Source organism: Janthinobacterium sp. TND4EL3 (assembly GCF_900156175.1).
GTDB lineage: Bacteria > Pseudomonadota > Gammaproteobacteria > Burkholderiales > Burkholderiaceae_D > Janthinobacterium.
Genome location: NZ_FTMV01000008.1, coordinates 28,588 through 44,006, shown reverse-complemented (window position 1 = coordinate 44,006; position 15,419 = coordinate 28,588). Strand labels below are relative to the sequence as shown.

Genomic DNA, 15,419 nt, shown 5'->3' with positions numbered 1-15,419 from the left:
TTTTTCGCCTACCCGAGTCCCCCATCATGAATTTTTTGCAATTATTTATCCTGTCCATCGTCCAGGGCTTTGCCGAGCTGCTGCCCGTGTCCAGCTCCGCCCACGTCATCATGGCGGAAAAGCTGATGGGACTGGACCCTACCTCGCCCGAGCTGACCATGCTGCTCGTGATGCTGCACACGGGCACCATGTTCGCCGTCATCGTGTATTTCTGGGCATCCTGGCGCGCCACGTATTTCAGTTCGGCCAGCGCTTTCCGCAGCAATGTGCTGCTGCTGGCGGCCGCCACGGCCCTGACGGGCATCGTCGGCTTCGGCTTGCTGAAAGGCATTACGCACGTCATGAGCAAGGATGCACCCGGCTTTGAAATCGAACACCTGTTCGGCAATGCGAAACTGATGGCCGCCGCCCTGGCCGCCGCAGGCGTGCTGATCATCGTCTCCTCGCGCCTGCAGGCGCGCCAGCATGGCACCTTGTCCATCGGCAAGGCGATGGTGATCGGCGCCGTGCAGGGCCTGTGCCTGCCCTTCCGCGGCTTTTCCCGCTCGGGCGCCACGATTTCGGCCGGCATCGCCATGGGCGTGCCGCAGCGCCGTGCCGAGGAATTCAGCTTTGCCCTGGCCGTCGTGCTGACGCCGGCCGTGCTGGTCAAGGAAGGCTGGCGCTTCTACCAGGCCGTGGCGCATGGCAGCCTGGACCACCTGGAACATGGCAACAGCCTGCTGCATTTGCTCGGCCCCAGCCTGCTGGGCATGCTGCTCGCGTTCCTGGCCGGCTTGCTGGCCCTGCGCTGGCTGTCGCGCTGGCTGGAACAGGGCCGCTGGCATTTCTTTGGCGCCTATTGCCTGCTGGCCTCGTTGGTGGTGCTGTACGTAGGGTAGAATCGCCGGGTTTCCAGTTTGTCACTACCATCCCAGCCAGGTTCTACAGAAAGCCAACGATGAATTTCGCCGCCACCGCCGCCCTCTCGCTTGCCATGTCCACCGATGCCTTCGCGGCCGCCGTGGGCAAGGGCGCTGCCCTGCACAAGCCGCAATGGCGCGAGGCGCTGCGCACGGGCCTGATCTTCGGCGTCATCGAAGCCATCACGCCCATCATCGGCTGGGCGCTGGGCAGCGTCGCCGCGCCCTACGTGGAAGCGTGGGACCACTGGATCGCCTTCAGCCTGCTGGGCATCATCGGACTGTTGATGATACGCAATGCGCTGTCCGATGCCGACGAGGAAGAAGCGCTGGCCCAGTCGCACTCGTTCTGGGTGCTGGCCGTCACGGGCCTGGCCACCAGCATCGACGCCATGGTGGTGGGCGCGGGCCTGGCCTTGCTGGGCGCCAATATCGTCGTCACGGCCGCCGCCATCGGCTTTTCCACCTTCGTCATGGTGACGCTGGGCGTGATGCTGGGCCGCGTGCTCGGCACCATCGCCGGGCGGCGCGCCGAACTGGCGGGCGGCCTGGTGCTGATCATCATCGGCTGCGTGATCCTGTACGAGCATATCGGCCACGGGGCCTGAAGCCGGGACGCGCACGACACAGCCGCTGGCGTGGCCGGCGGCCCGCTTTGTGCTACATTCAAGGCTCTGCATTCATGTCTCGCAAGGTGACCACCATGGAAACTCTGGAGCTGATCTTCGCCTCGCTGGTACGCGAAACGGCCGTCTCGATACGCGACCACCACATTCCCTTTGCCATCAAGCACGACGAACGCGCCTATTTCGAATGGATGGATGGGCACCCGATCAGCGGCTATATCCAGGAAGCGTATCGCGAGATCGAGGAAACGGCCCAGCAGATCCGCGCCATTCGCGCTGGGTGATGACGCTTGCCGCAAGCTACTGCGCGGGGGGCTTTGCGGCCTGCGATGCTCACCGTACTCATGTACGGTTGCGCTTCTCGGCCACACATCACCACCGCTCGCTACGCTTGCAGCAAGCGTCGTGACGTGCGTTGGATCGTGGTCAGGAATTGGGGTATTGATCGAGATCAAACACTCTGCTGTTCGATACGCGTGGCATGGTCTGGCCGATGACAATCAGGTCTGGAGGCGGCAAACATGGATCAGCAACAGAAACACCAGATCAGGGGCTATGAATTTCATGTGGCGGGGGCGCTGGAGAAGGATGGGCGCTACCGGGGCATGATACTGGTCAGCAAGCGCGGCGATACGCTGCAGGTGTATGCCAAGCCCGTGCTGATCGAAACGGCCAGCAGCTTCAAGTCCGTGCATGCGGCCCTGATCGAGGCGTCCGCCTACGCCCAGGAGCTCATCTATAACGGCGCCATCACGGCCCTGCTGCCGGCCGAGGCGCCCGCCAGCGGCAAGCCGGCGCCGCGGCCGCCCGACCTCGTCGGCAACTGAAGCAGGGCCGTATCAACGGCCGGCGCGACCGCCGCAGGCACGCGTATAATCACGCGCTTCCCCCGAACGAGATGCTAAAAGAATGGAACATGTGAATTTGCCGCTGCTCTTCCTGGTCGGCTGCGCCCTGATCGCCTTGCTGGCCAAGAGGAACGGCTACTCGTGGTATCTGTTTTTCTTTGCCATTGCCGTGCCCGCCCCCCTCTTGCTGCTGGCCCTGCCCCACGTGCTGGGCGTGGAAACGGCATCGCAGACGCCCGTGCGCCTGGGCGCCGCCCTGCTCTTCCCCCTGGCGGGCCTGCTGCTGGCCTTGCGCCGCAAACGCTGACCGCGCCGGGCAGCAAGGCTCAGCGGCCGGGCATGCCGTCGGCCAGGCGCCAGCCGACCGACAGGGCTACCTGCTGCGCTTCTTTTTCATTGCTGCAATCGTCGTAATCGCAGGTATCCGCATACGCGCCGCGCGCATGGTTCTGGCTGATGAAGGAGCCGACCCAGCGGCCGTCGCGGCGCTGGCTGGCCGTGGCGCTGATGGTGAAACCCTTGTGGATGGTGGGATTTTCAAAAGACATGTTGCCTCCGATGCAATAGCGTCAGCCACCTGACTGGATTCCACTGTGCGCCTTTGCCCGCGCGCCGTCTGTACGCTTGATCACACTCAGGACCTGCGCGTGCGCGGGACCTCGCGCCGCCCCGCGTTCGGGTATGATTTCACCATGTGTGGACGATTCGATCAAAATGACACGGCACGCGTGCTGGCGTCATCCTTCGGCTGGACCGACGCGGTGTTCGACAGCGAGGCCGAGCCGCACCTGAACGTCTCGCCCGGCACCTACCGTCCCGTGCTGCACATCCAGGATGGCCAGCGCCGCGTCGATGATGTCTACTGGGGCTACCGCCCCGCGTGGGCCGCGCACGCCGTGCCCGCGCCCGGCAAGAAAAAAATCCCCGTCGCCATCAATGCCCGGCTGGAAAAACTCGCCGGCGCCTACTGGAAACCCTTGCTGCGCGCGGGGCGCGGCATCGTCTGCGTCGATGGCTGGTATGAATGGACGGGGGAAAAAGGCGGCAAGCAGCCGTGGCACATCCACCGCCGCGACCGCGCGCGCCTGTTCCTGCTGGCCCTGGCCCAGTTCGGGCCGTACAAGCACAGCCGCGAAGAAACGGGCTTCGTGCTGGTCACGGCCGACAGCCTGGGCGGCATGGTCGATATCCACGACCGCCGTCCCGTGGCCGTCAGCCTGGCAGACGCGCACCGCTGGCTAGCCCCCACGCTCACGCCCGAGCAGGCGCTGCACCTGGCGCGCACCTGCATGCTCGACGCGGACTTGTTCGAGTGGCATGCCGTCGATAATCCGCTCGTGCCGTCCGCCAAGGCCAAGGCACCGCCGCCGGCGTCGCCGCAAGGCGCCTTCGACTGGGGCGCCGACTAATTCAAGCGGGCAAGCGCGCCAGCCGGCGCCACAGCGCCTCCATGGGCCCCTGTCTGAAATGCCGCAGCCAATAGCGGCTCAGTACCACCTGCCCCGCCATGATGATGACCGCCAGGCCCAGCATCCCGGCGGGACGCAGCGTGGCGCCCCAGCCCAGGCCCGGCCCCTGCAGCAGCCAGGTGCCGAGTACCGATTGCAGCAGATAATTGCTCAGCGCCATGCGTCCCACGGGCGCCAGCCAGGCACCGAGCCAGCGCAGCATGCCGGGAGCGGCCAGCATCAGCGCGGCCACATAGCCGGCCGCCAGCAGCGGGCCGCCCGCGAACAGGCCCACTTCGAACAGGGCCGTGTCGAATACGGTTTGATATGGATCCGCCACCTGCCACGCGATGGCGCCCGCCGCCAGCAGGCTGAACGGCAAACCCACGCCCAGTCCCACGGCGCGCACGCGGCGCCACAGGCGCTCGTGGCGCTGCGGCTGTGTCAGCCAGCCCAGGCGCACGGACAAGATGCCCAGCAGGAACAGCACGATGATATGCGGCAGCATGACGATGGCGTACAGCAAGGAAACGAGGAAATCGTTGGCGCGCAGCCTGGCCACGGCCCACGCGCCGCCCTGCGTATAGGTCGCGTAGCGGGCGGCGAAGCTGTGCAAATCCTGCGCCGTATCCGGTGCGCCGCCCTGCTGGCCCACGGGTATGAGCAAGCACATGAAGAGCAGGAAACCGCCCGCCACCAGCCAGGCGCGGTTGCGCACGCGGCCCAGTCTGGCGCCGGCCAGCGGCAGGACCAGCATGCCGGCCACCGCATACGAGGTGAGCACGTCGCCGCTCCAGATACAGAAACCGTGCAGCAGGCCGAACGCCAGCAGCCAGCGCAGCCGCCGCCGGTAAGCCGCTTGCGCCTGCTCCCAGCTGCCCAGCCGGCGTTGCAGGGAACGCGTCTGCAGGGCAAAGCCGGCGCCGAACAGATAGGCGAAGACGGGATAGAACTTGAATTGCGCCAGCGCCGCCACGCCGAAAATGACGAGCTGGTCGAGCACGGGCGGCTGCGCCGGCAAGGTGCCGTAGCGCAAGGACAGCGTGCCCCAGGCAAAGCCCCAGACATTCACGAGCAGGATGCCAAACACGGCGATGCCGCGCAGCACGTCGAGCTGCAGCAACCTGCCGGGCCTGGCGCTCATGGCGTTGATGGCGTTCAGGGGCGCGCCAGGGTCGGGTAATCAACCACCTGCAGGGTGAAGCCGGACGCGTCCGATTGCAGCCGCGCCTGGCCGCCGAACGGCAAGGTGACGCGGCGGCGGATATGGCCGAATTCGAGCCCCGTCAGCACGGGCACGGGCAGGCGCTCGCGCACGTAGGCCAGCATGACGTCGAAATCGTAGCCCTTGTCCATGGGACTGAGTTTATATGCGGAAAAGTCGCCGAGCACGACCGCGTGCTGGCGCTGAAGCACGCCCGCATGCAGCAATTGCAGCAGCATGCGCTCGACCCGGTACGGGTGCTCGTTGACGTCTTCCAGGAACAGGATGCCGCCATCGACCTGCGGGAAATACGGCGTGCCCAGCAGGTGAACCAGCATGGCCAGATTACCGCCCCACAAGGTGCCCACCGCCTCGACCTGCGGATTGCCCGTAGCCGTGCCCGTGACCGTGTGCGTGGGACCGGCCAGGCAGGACCACAGTTGATCGAGCGTAAATGGCTCGGGCTCGTCGCGCGTAAAATCGTCGCAGACCATGGGGCCGGCAAAGCTGGCGCGGCCCGTTTTCGCCATCAAGCCCATGTGGAAGGCCGTAAAATCGCTGTAGCCGACGAACAGCTTGCGGCTGGCGGCCATGCGCTCGAAATCGATATCGGGCAGGATGCGGCTGATGCCGTAGCTGCCGCGCAAGGCCAGCACCACCTGCACGTCCGGGTCGGCGGCGGCCGCGTTGAGCTGCGCCAGGCGGCCCGCATCCGTGCCGCCGAAGCGCTGGAAAGTATGTTCAGGATCGTAATAATTGTGGACGGTGGCGCCTTGCGCCTGCAGGCGGGCGATGCCGCGCGCCACGGCCGCGTCATCGGGCGCGCAACCGCCCGGCGCCACGATGGCGATGCCAATTTCAGGTGTCTTCAAAATGCCCGTGCCTTCAAAAGTGGTGGGCGCGCCTAGGCTGGCTGGGAGCGCATCTGGGGCGCCATCTTACCTTGCAGATGCACATCGATCAAGGCGAGCAGACGCTCGATCAGCTGGGGCGGCATGTCGTGCCCCATGCCTTCGATCACTTCGAGCCGCGCGCCCGGAATCAGCGCCGCCGTATCGATGCCGCAGGCGACGGGGATCAGGGGGTCGGCCGCGCCATGGATCACGAGCGCCGGGCAGCTGATGCTCGGCAACAAGGCCGTGCGTTCGCCCGAGGCGGCAATCGCCACCATTTGCCGCGCCACGCCTTCGGGGCAGCTGCCGCGCTCCAGCGCCGCCTCGATGCGCTGGTACAGCAGTTTTTCCGACACGGGATAGGCGGGACTGCCGATGACGCGCACGGTGGCCGCCATGTGCGCCATCAGTTCGGCACGGCTGGCATTGCGTTTCGGCCGTTGCAATAAAGCATTGCGCGCGGCCCGCGTGGGGCCGGGCAAGCCGCGCCGGCCGCTGCTCGACATGATGGAAGTCAGGCTGAGCACCTGCAGCGGCGCGCGCGCCGCCATCACTTGCGCGATCATGCCGCCCATCGATACGCCGATCACGTGCGCCTGGGCAATGCGCAAGGCCGCCAGCAAGCCCAGCGCGTCGTCCGCCATGTCATCGAGGGTGTAGGAGGTTTTCAGGGGCCAGCCCAGCAGGTTTTTCACGTAGGCCAGCGGCAGATAGGGCTTGCCCCCTTGCGCCATCTTGCTCGACAGGCCGCTGTCGCGGTTGTCGAAACGCAAGACACGAAAGCCCTGTTCCACGATGCCTTCGACGAAGTCCGCCGGCCAGGCGATCAGCTGCATGCCCAGGCCCATGACCAGCAGCACGCACGGGTCGTCCGGGTTGCCGTGGCTTTCATAAGCTATGTTGAGGCCGTTCGCCATGATGGTTGCCATGATTGCCTCTCTTTCAGGAACCGGCACGCAGGCACGATCTGCGTTCCTGGAATCAGCATACCACTATTGTGATAGTACCATCATGACTCATGCGAAAGTCCCGCCGCACTGTTGCCGCGCCGGTACGCCGGGCGGCAACAGTGCAGTGTCCGTAGTGCTGCTTACTTGGCTTTCGGCAAGGAGTCGGCCAGGTCCACCCACGCCTGCGGCTGCGGTTTGCCCCGTTCGCGCACGCCGAAGAAGGAGACCACTTGCGTGCCGTCGTTGTCGAAGAATTCGACGGACGTGACGCCGCCCCGCTTGACGACCCAGCCGCTGCGCAGGGCCGTATCGCGGATGTGCAGGTTGAAGTCGGGGTCCAGCACGTTGAAGAAGCCGCCTGCGGCCATGGTTTTCTCGATCTTGCCGCTGTAGATCTGTGTCAAGCCGTCATTGCCCAGGAAAACCATGATGGCGACCTTGTCCTGCGCCGCGTTTTCCAGCAGGGTGCGCAGCGCTTGCGGCGTCACGCGCTCGACCACGCCGGCCGGCGCCAGGCGCAGCGCCTGTTCGCGCGTCAGGTGGAATTCGCGCATGATTTGCGCAAACTGGTGCACGTCCGTCATGTCTTTCCAGGCCAGCTGGAATTCCTTGACGTCGATCTCGCTGTCCGGCTTCTCCGCCGCTTTCGGCGCCACGGCCAGCACGTTCAATTCCGCGCTTTGCTGGGGCAGGCGGAAGGTGGCCACCAATTTATCGTAGACGGCCACGCCAGCCTCGTTGCGCAGGTAGATCTTGTGCACGGCCGTGCCGTTGGCATCGAAAAACTGCAGGCTGCGCGTGGGCTTGCCGTCGCGGCCTGCTTGTTCTACCGCAAATGCGTATTTCCAGTTTTCAAAGTGGAAACGCAGGTCGATCTGGCCGCCCAGGTAGCCGCCCGCGATATTGCGCTCGCGCGCCTGCGTTTCCGGGTCGTGCTTGGCGTCGGCCTGTGCCGACTTGTCGCCCGCCTGCTTGAACTTGCTGGCCACGCCCGTCGTTTCGATGACGCCGTTTTCATTGCGCGTGATCGCTTGCACGCGGCCCAGGTCCAGCGCGGCGCGCATGATTTCGCGCGGCTGGTTGCCGTCCGCCTGCAATCGCGTCACGCCCTTGCCGATGTTGGTTGCCAGCAATTGCGCTTCGGACACACCCAGCGCGCGCGCCGCGTCGCGGATCTGCAGCTTCGGCTGTTCCGTGCGCAAGGTGGACCAGCGTTCCGCCAGGGTGGCTGGGGCCGCGTACGCGTTGGCAATCAGCAGGCTGCCTAGCAGGGAGAGAACGAGTTTGGATAACTTCATAGAGAGACCATTCAATCAAACATGGAAAAAATAAGAGGCGCAGGCGCGCCTCCCCGGTGAAACCTAGAAATTGACGCTGAGGCTGGCTGCGACGTTGCGGCCCGGCTTGGCGTAGCGCTCGATCTCGGCGCGGTTGGCGGCCGTGGTGCCGGCGGCCAGGCTGCGCGAGGCGGCGTAGTCCCAGTACTTGCGATCCGTCAAGTTGTACACGCCGACGACGATCTTCGCGTTCTTGTGCACGTTCCAGTACGTCGACAGGTCGAAGATCGTGTACGACGGCACGGTAAACAGCGGGCCGGGATCGCCGATCAGCAGGTTTTCCGGTGCCTGCTTGGCGCCCGCATGCACGACAGTCAGCGCCAGGCCGAACAGCTCGTTTGCATGGTCGTAGCCGAAGGTCAAGGCCGACTTGGCCGGCGCCACCGAGTTCAGGCCGCCGCTCTCGCCCGTCTGGGTATTGAAGGAGCGGCCCTTGGCCACGCCGGTGGCCAGGTCCACGTGGTAGCCCTGCATGGCCGGCGCCCAGGCGCCCAGTTCCGCGCGCAGGGTCAGCTCGGCGCCCCAGGTGCGGGCATTGCCGATGTTTTCCGGGCGGAACAGGCCGCGCGTGATGGTGGGGTAGTTCACCGGATCATCTTTTTGCATCACGTAATCGACCATGTCCGTGTATTCCGTCTGGTAGACGGACGCGTGCATGCTCAAGCCCCTGGCGACGTCGCCCTTCAGGCCCAGTTCATACGCCTTGCTGGTTTCCTTGCGCAAATTCGCATTGCCCAGCACGGCATAGCCCTGCCCCGTCCCTGTGTAGCTGAACGAGTCGTAGGTGCCCGTGCGCTCGGCCGCCGTCGGCAGGCGCGTGCCGCGCGTGAAGGTGGCGTAGGCGCTCATCTGCGGCAGCACTTCCACGGACAGGCTCAGGCTGGGCGTGAAATAGGTATCGCTCTCTTCGCGCACTTCCTTGGCTGCGTTCGGCACGGCGATCGCATAGGTTTGCAGGTTTTTCGGCGTGTTCTTGCGGTAATCGGCACGCAGGCCCGGCGTCAGCACGGCTTTCTTGCCCGCCAGATCAAAGCTGAGGTCGTCGCGCACGTACAGGGCCAGCTTGCTCGTGTCCATGTCGGCCATGCGGTTCTTGTTGGTGACCTGATGCTGGCCCGTGGCGACGATGACGCGGTCTTCGCGCCACGGACGCCGAGTTTTCAGCTGTTCCAGCTGCACGCCGTACAGCAGCGCATTGTCCGCATTGAGCTGCTTGAACGCTTCCGACGTCAGGCCGATGCTGTCATTCTTGAAATTGGTATCGATCGAGCGCCGGGCCGGACTGCCGAACGTGTAGAGGCCTTGCGTCTTGTCCTCGGTTTTCGCGTTCTGCAGATACACCTTCGACGTCAGGCGGTCGAACAGGGCGACATCCTTGAGCACCACGTCGTGGCCCAGGCTCACGCGCGTGCGTTTGGCGGTGGAATCCTGCTGCACGCCCGTCGGGTAATACGTGCTGACCTTGCTGCGCAGATCGCGCTGGTTCTTGCGCTCGAACATGTCGACCGTCAAGTCCAGCTTTTGTTCGCCAGGCAAGGTCCACACGAGCTTGGACAGCAAGGCGTTCGAATGCCAGTCATCCGGGTTGACGGGCGTGCTGCCGCGGCTGTCCGTCTGCTCGCCGTCGCGGTGCACGTAGACGGCCAGGCCCTGCAGATTGGCACCAATTTTGGCGGCGCCCGTCAGCGTGTGCGCATTGCTGCGGTCGGCCGTGGCGCGGCCGTATTTATAGGCCACGTAATGGTCTTTCCCCTCGCCCAGGTAATCCTCGGGCGACTTGGTGATGAAGGCCACGCCGCCGCCCAGGCCGGGATTGGCGCCGCTGGCGGCCGTCGTGCCCGAATCGATGCGCACTTCGCGGAAGGTTTCAGGGTCGAAATAATCGCGGCCCGTGGCGAAGGCGTTGAGGGTGTTGCCGTCCGGCTTGGGCGCCGCGTCGGGCAGCGCAATGCCGTCGAGCTCCAGGCTGACCCGGTTGCCTTCCAGGCCGCGGATGTTGTAGCCCGTGTTGCCGGAACCATCCCACACGCTGCCGCTGCCCGAAGCCGCCGCTGGCGCGCTGATCAAGGGCAGATAGCGCACGATGCCGCCCATTTCCGTGACATTGCGGCGCTCCAGGTCGTCCGCCGTGACGACCGTCTTGGTGCCGGCGCGGCGTTCATAGTCTTGCTTGGCGTTCACGACGATTTCCGGGAAAACGGGCAGCCTGGCCGGCTCCTGGGCCGCCGTGCCCGCATTGATGGCGGCCGTTTGCGCCTGCGCGGGCAACAAGGGCGCCGCGAACAGGCCCAGCAAGGCGGCGCGCAGCACCAGGTTATGGCGGCGGACAGGCAGGCGGGGGGAGGATACGACGGGGGCAGCGGAGCGCTGCGTAGGCACTGTAGTCATGATGATCCGGTCTAAGAGTAAAGGCTGGCTCTTGAACCCGGATCGATAACGAAAGCGTTAACGATGCATGAGGAAAGTTTGCTGGCGAAAACAATACTGTAACACGAATCATTCTCATTTGAGAATGGCAATTGGTCTAGACAGATGTTATTTCGCAACAATTATAAAAATGCCAGCCGGGGTGGCTGGCATGGTTATCATCTGGATCAGGCCATCGGGCCCTGCCCTGCTGCGCAGGATGCTAGCCCTGCGGATTGGCGAGCTTGCGCGCCTCGGCCTGGGCGCGGCGGCGCTCGACAAAGAAACGCTTGAGGAAAGCGCCGCACTCGTCGGCCAGCACGCCGCCTGCGATGGCCGTCTGGTGGTTCAGGGCCGGCTGTTCGAACAGGTTCAGCACGGAACCGCAGGCGCCCGTCTTCGGGTCGCCTGCGCCGTACACGACGCGCGCCAGCCGGGCATGCAGCATGGCGCCCGAGCACATCACGCACGGCTCCAGGGTCACGTACAGCTCGCAGCCGGGCAGCCGGTAGTTGCCCAGCTTATCGGCGGCCGCGCGCAAGGCCATCACTTCCGCGTGCGCCGTGGGGTCGTGGCGGCCGATGGGCTGGTTGTAGCCGACGGCGATGACTTCGCCATCCTTGACGACGACGGCGCCGACGGGCACTTCGCCCAGGTCCCACGCGTGCTGGGCCTGTTCCAGGGCCAGCTGCATGTAGCGCGCGTCCTGCGCACTAGCGTGCATCTCAGTCATCGGTCACTTCTGCCCAGCAATTCGGCGTTTCATGCAGCACCAGCTTATGCAGGTGCAAGCCCGTGCCGAAATGGTCGGTGAATGCGGCCTTGAGGATGTCGAAGGCGATGCGCGCCAGGTTTTCCACGGTGGGGATGCGGTCGATGACGACGGTCTTGTGGTCGGGCAGGCTGGCCAGGAAGTCGCGCACGGCCGTGTCCTTCTCGTAGACGAGGAAGGCGTGGTCCCATACGTCGACCAGGTGCTGCTTGGCCAGCGTCTTGACGTCGGAAAAGTCCATGATCATGCCATTGTCGGAATTGCCTTCCGCTTCGATGACCTTGCCGACCAGGGTGATTTCCACCGTGTAGCGGTGGCCGTGCAGGTTGCGGCACTGGCTCTTGTGGTCGGGAATGCGGTGGCCCGCGTCGAATTCGAGCTTGCGTGTGATAGTGAGCATATTGTTTTATTAAGGTATTTGCAGGAGTTTATGGGTTTGCAGGCTCAGCTTCCACTTCGGGTTGCTTTTGCACGTCTCGATGGCCAGCTGCATGTTGTGCGCGGCCAATGGACCATCCATGGCCTGCACGAAGAAGTTCTCGAAATCGAGCCCTTCGTAGGCGGCCAGGTCTTGCTGGAACTGGGGAATGACGACCTTGATCTCGTTACCCTTGTGCACCACCAGCGTGGAACCCATCTTCGGGCTGACGCAGATCCAGTCCACGCCGGCCGGCACGGGCAAGGTGCCGTTGGTTTCGATGGCGATGGTAAAGCCCACCGCGTGCATGGCGTCGATCAGGGCCGTGTCCAGCTGCAGCAGCGGCTCGCCGCCCGTAAACACCACGTATTTGCTGGCGGTATAGCTGGCCGGCCACAGGCTGTCGATCAGCGCGGCCAATTCCTGCGGCGTCTTGAACTTGCCGCCCAGTTCGCCATCGGTGCCGACGAAATCCGTGTCGCAGAACTGGCACACGGCCGTGGCGCGGTCGCTTTCGCGGCCCGTCCACAGGTTGCAGCCGGAAAAGCGGCAAAACACGGCCGGGCGGCCCGCGTGCGCGCCTTCGCCCTGCAGCGTGTAAAAAATCTCTTTGATGCTATAAGTCACTGTATTTCCTAAGAGCTGGCCGGCGCATCGCGCATGGATGCGGGCGCGCCCGGCGCAAAACACCTGGCCGGGGGCGTGAAGCCGATTGACAACCCTCTATTATATGCCGCCACAACACTTCCCGTGCAAATGCCGCGTCTGCCGCACGGCGACGCGGGGAAACGGACAAGAATGCGACGCTGGCGCGGCTATCTGCGCAGCTTTTGCGTTTAGACAATATAAATACCTTCAAGCCAATATATTTTCTGTAATGACATTGCCTGATGGCAAACTTTTAGGGAGCGAGAAGATGACGCATCGCCACATCCGCCTGCCTGCCCGGTTCGGCATTCCCGCTTGCCTCGGCGCCTGCGCGGCCGCTTCGCTGCAGGCCGGCCAGGCGGACGCTTCGCTGACGCGCGTGACCACGCCGCAGAACCTGGCGGCGGCCTGCGCCATCCTGCTCGGTGCGCTGGCCCTGCTGCTGTGGCGCCAGCACCGCCTGGCCACGCGCCTGCTAACACTGGAACAGTTGCGCGCGGACGCCGAGCAGGCGCGCCTGGCCTGCGAGCAGCAAAAGGCGCGCGAGCAGGAGCGCCGGCGCATCGGGCGCGACATCCACGACGACCTGGGCCAGCATCTGCTGACCCTGAAAATCGACCTGGCCATGCTGCAGGCCAGCAGCGCCGCCACGGCGCCCCAGCTGGCGCAGAGACTGGGCCTGATCGCACGCAACGTCGACCTCAGCATCGCCGCCCTGCGCTGCGTCATCGACGACTTGCGCCCGCCCGCCCTGGAACACGGCTGGCAGGCGGCGTTCGACGGCTTGCTGGCCGATTTTTCCCGCAGCACGGGCATCGTGTGCGACGGCGTTTGCGATGCCCTGGACGGCGTGGCGGGCGCGCAGGAGCCGCTGCTGTACCACGCGCTGCAGGAAGCGCTGGCCAACGTGGCCCGCCACGCGCGGGCCAGCCGCGTCAGCGTCAGCCTGCGCCGGCGCGCCGCCATGCTCGAGCTGTGCATCAGCGACGACGGCGTCGGCATGCCCGCCGCGTCCACGCGCCTGGGCTGCGGCCTGTCCGGCATGCACGAACGGCTGGCGTGCGCCGGCGGCTGCCTGCACATCGACAGCCGCGCGGGCGGCGGCACCAGCTTGCGCCTGACCCTGCCCGTCCCGCTGCCGGACAGCACCGGCCATTGCTGAAAATATTGCTCAAGATCAACACCTGCCGCCAGCCACGCTGCATCATGGCCAAGGAACCGCCCCCTTTCACGCCCAACAAGGATGCCTACATGCCGGACAGCCACGCACCTGCCAGCGTATCGCCCGACGGCGAAGCCCAGGGTTTCGCCATGAAGATGATGGAATTGCTGGTCGTGCCGACATTTGTGCTCGACGTCGATGGCAAGGTGATGATCTGGAACCGCGCCTGCGAACAGCTGACGGGCGTGCCGGCCACCGAAGTGCTGGGCATGCGCGCGCCGGGCCGCTGCTTCTACAACGACGAGCGCCCCACGCTGGCCGACTTGCTGCTGGCCGGGCGCGGCGGCGACCTGCGCGCCCTGTACGCGCAGCAGCAGTACCGCAACAGCACGGGCAACAACCTGTGCGCGGAAAACTGGTGCGACATGCCGCGCACGGGCCGGCGCCGCTACCTGGCCGTCGACGCCAGCCCCATCTACGGCAACCATGGCGAACTCGTCGCCGTCGTCGAAACCCTGCGCGACATGACCGATGAAAAGCGCGCGCACGTGGAACTGGAACGCCTGGCCACGCGCGACGGCTTGACGGGCCTGGCGAACCGGCGCTGCTTCGACGACACCATCCACGCCGAGTGGCAGCGCGCGCAGCGCCAGCAGCAGCCGCTGTCGCTGCTGATGGTCGATGTCGACAACTTCAAGCAATACAACGACAGCCACGGCCACCAGGGCGGCGACCTGTGCCTGCGCAAGGTGGCCGGCGCCGTGGCCAGCGAAATGCGCGCCAACGACCTCGTGGCCCGCTACGGCGGCGAGGAATTCGCCGTCATCCTGCCGAACCAGTCGCTCAAGGGCGCGGCCATCGTTGCCGAGCGCATCCGCCAGCGCGTGGAGCGGCTGCAGCTGCCGCGCAAGCGCCCCGACGGCGCCTGCGTCACCGTCAGCATCGGCGCCGCCACGGCCCTGCCCGGCCCCGGCACGGAACTGGGCCAGCTGGTCCACACGGCCGACTGCGCCCTGTACCGCGCCAAGCACCTGGGCCGCAACCGTATCAGCCTGCCGGAAACGACGCTGACCTAAGCGGCAGGGAAACAGGACCAAATTTGGCGTATATTTGGTCGTGTCACATTTTCTCAGTCAAGGCGCCGCCACGAACCTCAAGGAACGCATCAAGCCGATTTCCTATGTGAAGGCCAACACGGCGGAAATCGTCAGCAGCTTTGACGCAGGCCAGCACGAACCCCTCATCAGCACGCAAAATGGCGAAGCGAAGATGGTCGTGCTGTCCATGCACGCCTACCAGGAAGGCAAGCGGCAGGCCCGACAGATGCAGGAGCAGCACGCGTTCATGAAGCTGATTGCCATGGGCAAGCAGGAGATCGCGCGTGGCGACGTGATGGCCGAAGAAGATTTCCTCGCCAGCCTCGACCAGGCTTGAGATGACGCGCATCGTCGTGCTGAACAGCGCCGCTGCCGATTTCAGGGACTTGCGCAGCGACTTCGAGGCGCGCCAGGCGCCAGCGGCCTGCGAACAGTTCAGCTCGGACTTTCGGCAACTCCTGGCCGATCTGAAGGCCTATCCCGACAGCGGCGCACCCATCGAAGAGGCCCGCGAGCCCGGCCTGGACGTTTGGCAACGCCTGTGCCACGACATCCGCGTCGTGTACCAGCATGAGCGTGCGCACGGCATCGTATATATCCGCCTGTTCCGGCTGACCCGGCGCGATTTTCTCAGCCACCTGACGGCACGCATGCTGCGGCCCGACTTCTAGGCATCTTTCCTCGTTGCAACTACTGCCCCTATGCACG

General features: G+C 65.1%; 19 protein-coding genes. 10 read left to right on the top strand and 9 right to left on the bottom strand.

What is annotated here, in order from left to right; genetic code table 11:
* Positions 1–26: 26 nt before the first annotated feature.
* The 5 genes from BXA07_RS13920 to BXA07_RS13900 all read left to right on the top strand — a co-directional run bounded on the left by BXA07_RS13920 (position 27) and on the right by BXA07_RS13900 (position 2,683).
* Positions 27–881 carry an undecaprenyl-diphosphate phosphatase gene (locus BXA07_RS13920; RefSeq protein WP_076568507.1) on the top strand — a complete coding sequence of 285 codons (855 nt, stop codon included), beginning with the start codon at positions 27–29 and terminating at the stop codon, positions 879–881.
* Between the two features lie 59 nt (positions 882–940).
* Entirely contained in the window at positions 941–1,510 is a 570-nt protein-coding gene (locus BXA07_RS13915; protein ID WP_076568506.1) for a manganese efflux pump MntP, read from the top strand.
* A 74-nt stretch (positions 1,511–1,584) separates the two neighbouring features.
* Positions 1,585–1,812 (top strand): hypothetical protein, encoded by a 228-nt coding sequence (locus BXA07_RS13910; protein WP_170909663.1) that lies wholly within the window; start codon positions 1,585–1,587, stop codon positions 1,810–1,812.
* A 237-nt stretch (positions 1,813–2,049) separates the two neighbouring features.
* Complete coding sequence (locus BXA07_RS13905; RefSeq protein WP_076568504.1) at positions 2,050–2,355, top strand: hypothetical protein; 306 nt, start codon at positions 2,050–2,052, stop codon at positions 2,353–2,355.
* Between the two features lie 82 nt (positions 2,356–2,437).
* On the top strand, positions 2,438–2,683 hold the full coding sequence (locus BXA07_RS13900; RefSeq protein ID WP_076568503.1) for a hypothetical protein: 246 nt from the start codon (positions 2,438–2,440) through the stop codon (positions 2,681–2,683).
* 19 nt (positions 2,684–2,702) lie between these two features.
* On the opposite strand, the gene BXA07_RS13895 is transcribed toward BXA07_RS13900, so the two are convergent.
* Entirely contained in the window at positions 2,703–2,924 is a 222-nt protein-coding gene (locus tag BXA07_RS13895) for a hypothetical protein (RefSeq protein ID WP_076568502.1), read from the bottom strand.
* A gap of 144 nt (positions 2,925–3,068) precedes the next feature.
* Here BXA07_RS13895 and BXA07_RS13890 point away from each other — a divergent pair, with 144 nt between their 5' ends.
* Positions 3,069–3,785, top strand: a complete 717-nt coding sequence (locus BXA07_RS13890) for an SOS response-associated peptidase (protein ID WP_076568501.1) — start codon at positions 3,069–3,071, stop codon at positions 3,783–3,785.
* Position 3,786: 1 nt separating this feature from the next.
* Here the strand turns inward: BXA07_RS13890 and BXA07_RS13885 are convergent, their stop codons facing one another.
* The 8 genes from BXA07_RS13885 to queE all read right to left on the bottom strand — a co-directional run bounded on the left by BXA07_RS13885 (position 3,787) and on the right by queE (position 12,431).
* Positions 3,787–4,968 (bottom strand): DUF418 domain-containing protein, encoded by a 1,182-nt coding sequence (locus tag BXA07_RS13885; protein WP_076568500.1) that lies wholly within the window; start codon positions 4,966–4,968, stop codon positions 3,787–3,789.
* Positions 4,969–4,982: 14 nt separating this feature from the next.
* Complete coding sequence (gene ldcA / locus BXA07_RS13880; protein WP_076568499.1) at positions 4,983–5,900, bottom strand: muramoyltetrapeptide carboxypeptidase; 918 nt, start codon at positions 5,898–5,900, stop codon at positions 4,983–4,985.
* Between the two features lie 32 nt (positions 5,901–5,932).
* Positions 5,933–6,850, bottom strand: coding sequence for an alpha/beta fold hydrolase (locus tag BXA07_RS13875; protein ID WP_076568498.1), 918 nt, complete (start codon positions 6,848–6,850; stop codon positions 5,933–5,935).
* Between the two features lie 161 nt (positions 6,851–7,011).
* The gene (locus BXA07_RS13870; protein WP_076568497.1) at positions 7,012–8,169 is read right to left on the bottom strand and encodes a hemin-degrading factor; all 1,158 of its coding nucleotides are present in this window, start codon (positions 8,167–8,169) and stop codon (positions 7,012–7,014) included.
* Positions 8,170–8,232: 63 nt separating this feature from the next.
* Positions 8,233–10,596, bottom strand: coding sequence for a TonB-dependent hemoglobin/transferrin/lactoferrin family receptor (locus BXA07_RS13865; protein WP_076568496.1), 2,364 nt, complete (start codon positions 10,594–10,596; stop codon positions 8,233–8,235).
* A 241-nt stretch (positions 10,597–10,837) separates the two neighbouring features.
* The gene (tadA, locus tag BXA07_RS13860) at positions 10,838–11,347 is read right to left on the bottom strand and encodes a tRNA adenosine(34) deaminase TadA (protein ID WP_076568495.1); all 510 of its coding nucleotides are present in this window, start codon (positions 11,345–11,347) and stop codon (positions 10,838–10,840) included.
* A complete protein-coding gene (gene queD, locus BXA07_RS13855) occupies positions 11,340–11,786 on the bottom strand; it encodes a 6-carboxytetrahydropterin synthase QueD (protein WP_034755997.1) in 447 nt (148 codons plus the stop codon). The genes tadA and queD overlap by 8 nt, the downstream gene beginning before the upstream one ends.
* Positions 11,787–11,795: 9 nt before the next feature.
* Entirely contained in the window at positions 11,796–12,431 is a 636-nt protein-coding gene (queE, locus tag BXA07_RS13850) for a 7-carboxy-7-deazaguanine synthase (RefSeq protein ID WP_076568494.1), read from the bottom strand.
* A gap of 289 nt (positions 12,432–12,720) precedes the next feature.
* Here queE and BXA07_RS13845 point away from each other — a divergent pair, with 289 nt between their 5' ends.
* From BXA07_RS13845 to BXA07_RS13830, 4 genes are all read left to right on the top strand, one after another.
* A complete protein-coding gene (locus BXA07_RS13845; protein ID WP_170909662.1) occupies positions 12,721–13,614 on the top strand; it encodes a sensor histidine kinase in 894 nt (297 codons plus the stop codon).
* A gap of 149 nt (positions 13,615–13,763) precedes the next feature.
* Complete coding sequence (locus BXA07_RS13840) at positions 13,764–14,690, top strand: sensor domain-containing diguanylate cyclase (protein ID WP_244556285.1); 927 nt, start codon at positions 13,764–13,766, stop codon at positions 14,688–14,690.
* Positions 14,691–14,730: 40 nt separating this feature from the next.
* Positions 14,731–15,048 carry a type II toxin-antitoxin system Phd/YefM family antitoxin gene (locus BXA07_RS13835; protein WP_076568703.1) on the top strand — a complete coding sequence of 106 codons (318 nt, stop codon included), beginning with the start codon at positions 14,731–14,733 and terminating at the stop codon, positions 15,046–15,048.
* Between the two features lies 1 nt (position 15,049).
* Positions 15,050–15,382, top strand: coding sequence for a type II toxin-antitoxin system RelE/ParE family toxin (locus tag BXA07_RS13830; protein ID WP_076568493.1), 333 nt, complete (start codon positions 15,050–15,052; stop codon positions 15,380–15,382).
* Positions 15,383–15,419: the final 37 nt, after the last annotated feature.

Bases quoted from the DNA above. Each gene is read 5' to 3' on its own strand.
- BXA07_RS13890 (WP_076568501.1), top strand. From the start codon at position 3,069: ATGTGTGGACGATTCGATCAAAATGACACGGCACGCGTGCTGGCGTCA.
- BXA07_RS13915 (WP_076568506.1), top strand. From the start codon at position 941: ATGAATTTCGCCGCCACCGCCGCCCTCTCGCTTGCCATGTCCACCGAT.
- BXA07_RS13830 (WP_076568493.1), top strand. From the start codon at position 15,050: ATGACGCGCATCGTCGTGCTGAACAGCGCCGCTGCCGATTTCAGGGAC.
- BXA07_RS13870 (WP_076568497.1), bottom strand. From the start codon at position 8,169: ATGAAGTTATCCAAACTCGTTCTCTCCCTGCTAGGCAGCCTGCTGATT.
- queD (WP_034755997.1), bottom strand. From the start codon at position 11,786: ATGCTCACTATCACACGCAAGCTCGAATTCGACGCGGGCCACCGCATT.
- BXA07_RS13895 (WP_076568502.1), bottom strand. From the start codon at position 2,924: ATGTCTTTTGAAAATCCCACCATCCACAAGGGTTTCACCATCAGCGCC.
- BXA07_RS13900 (WP_076568503.1), top strand. From the start codon at position 2,438: ATGGAACATGTGAATTTGCCGCTGCTCTTCCTGGTCGGCTGCGCCCTG.
- tadA (WP_076568495.1), bottom strand. From the start codon at position 11,347: ATGACTGAGATGCACGCTAGTGCGCAGGACGCGCGCTACATGCAGCTG.
- BXA07_RS13920 (WP_076568507.1), top strand. From the start codon at position 27: ATGAATTTTTTGCAATTATTTATCCTGTCCATCGTCCAGGGCTTTGCC.
- BXA07_RS13840 (WP_244556285.1), top strand. From the start codon at position 13,764: ATGAAGATGATGGAATTGCTGGTCGTGCCGACATTTGTGCTCGACGTC.
- BXA07_RS13845 (WP_170909662.1), top strand. From the start codon at position 12,721: ATGACGCATCGCCACATCCGCCTGCCTGCCCGGTTCGGCATTCCCGCT.
- BXA07_RS13865 (WP_076568496.1), bottom strand. From the start codon at position 10,596: ATGACTACAGTGCCTACGCAGCGCTCCGCTGCCCCCGTCGTATCCTCC.
- BXA07_RS13875 (WP_076568498.1), bottom strand. From the start codon at position 6,850: ATGGCAACCATCATGGCGAACGGCCTCAACATAGCTTATGAAAGCCAC.
- BXA07_RS13910 (WP_170909663.1), top strand. From the start codon at position 1,585: ATGTCTCGCAAGGTGACCACCATGGAAACTCTGGAGCTGATCTTCGCC.
- BXA07_RS13885 (WP_076568500.1), bottom strand. From the start codon at position 4,968: ATGAGCGCCAGGCCCGGCAGGTTGCTGCAGCTCGACGTGCTGCGCGGC.
- BXA07_RS13905 (WP_076568504.1), top strand. From the start codon at position 2,050: ATGGATCAGCAACAGAAACACCAGATCAGGGGCTATGAATTTCATGTG.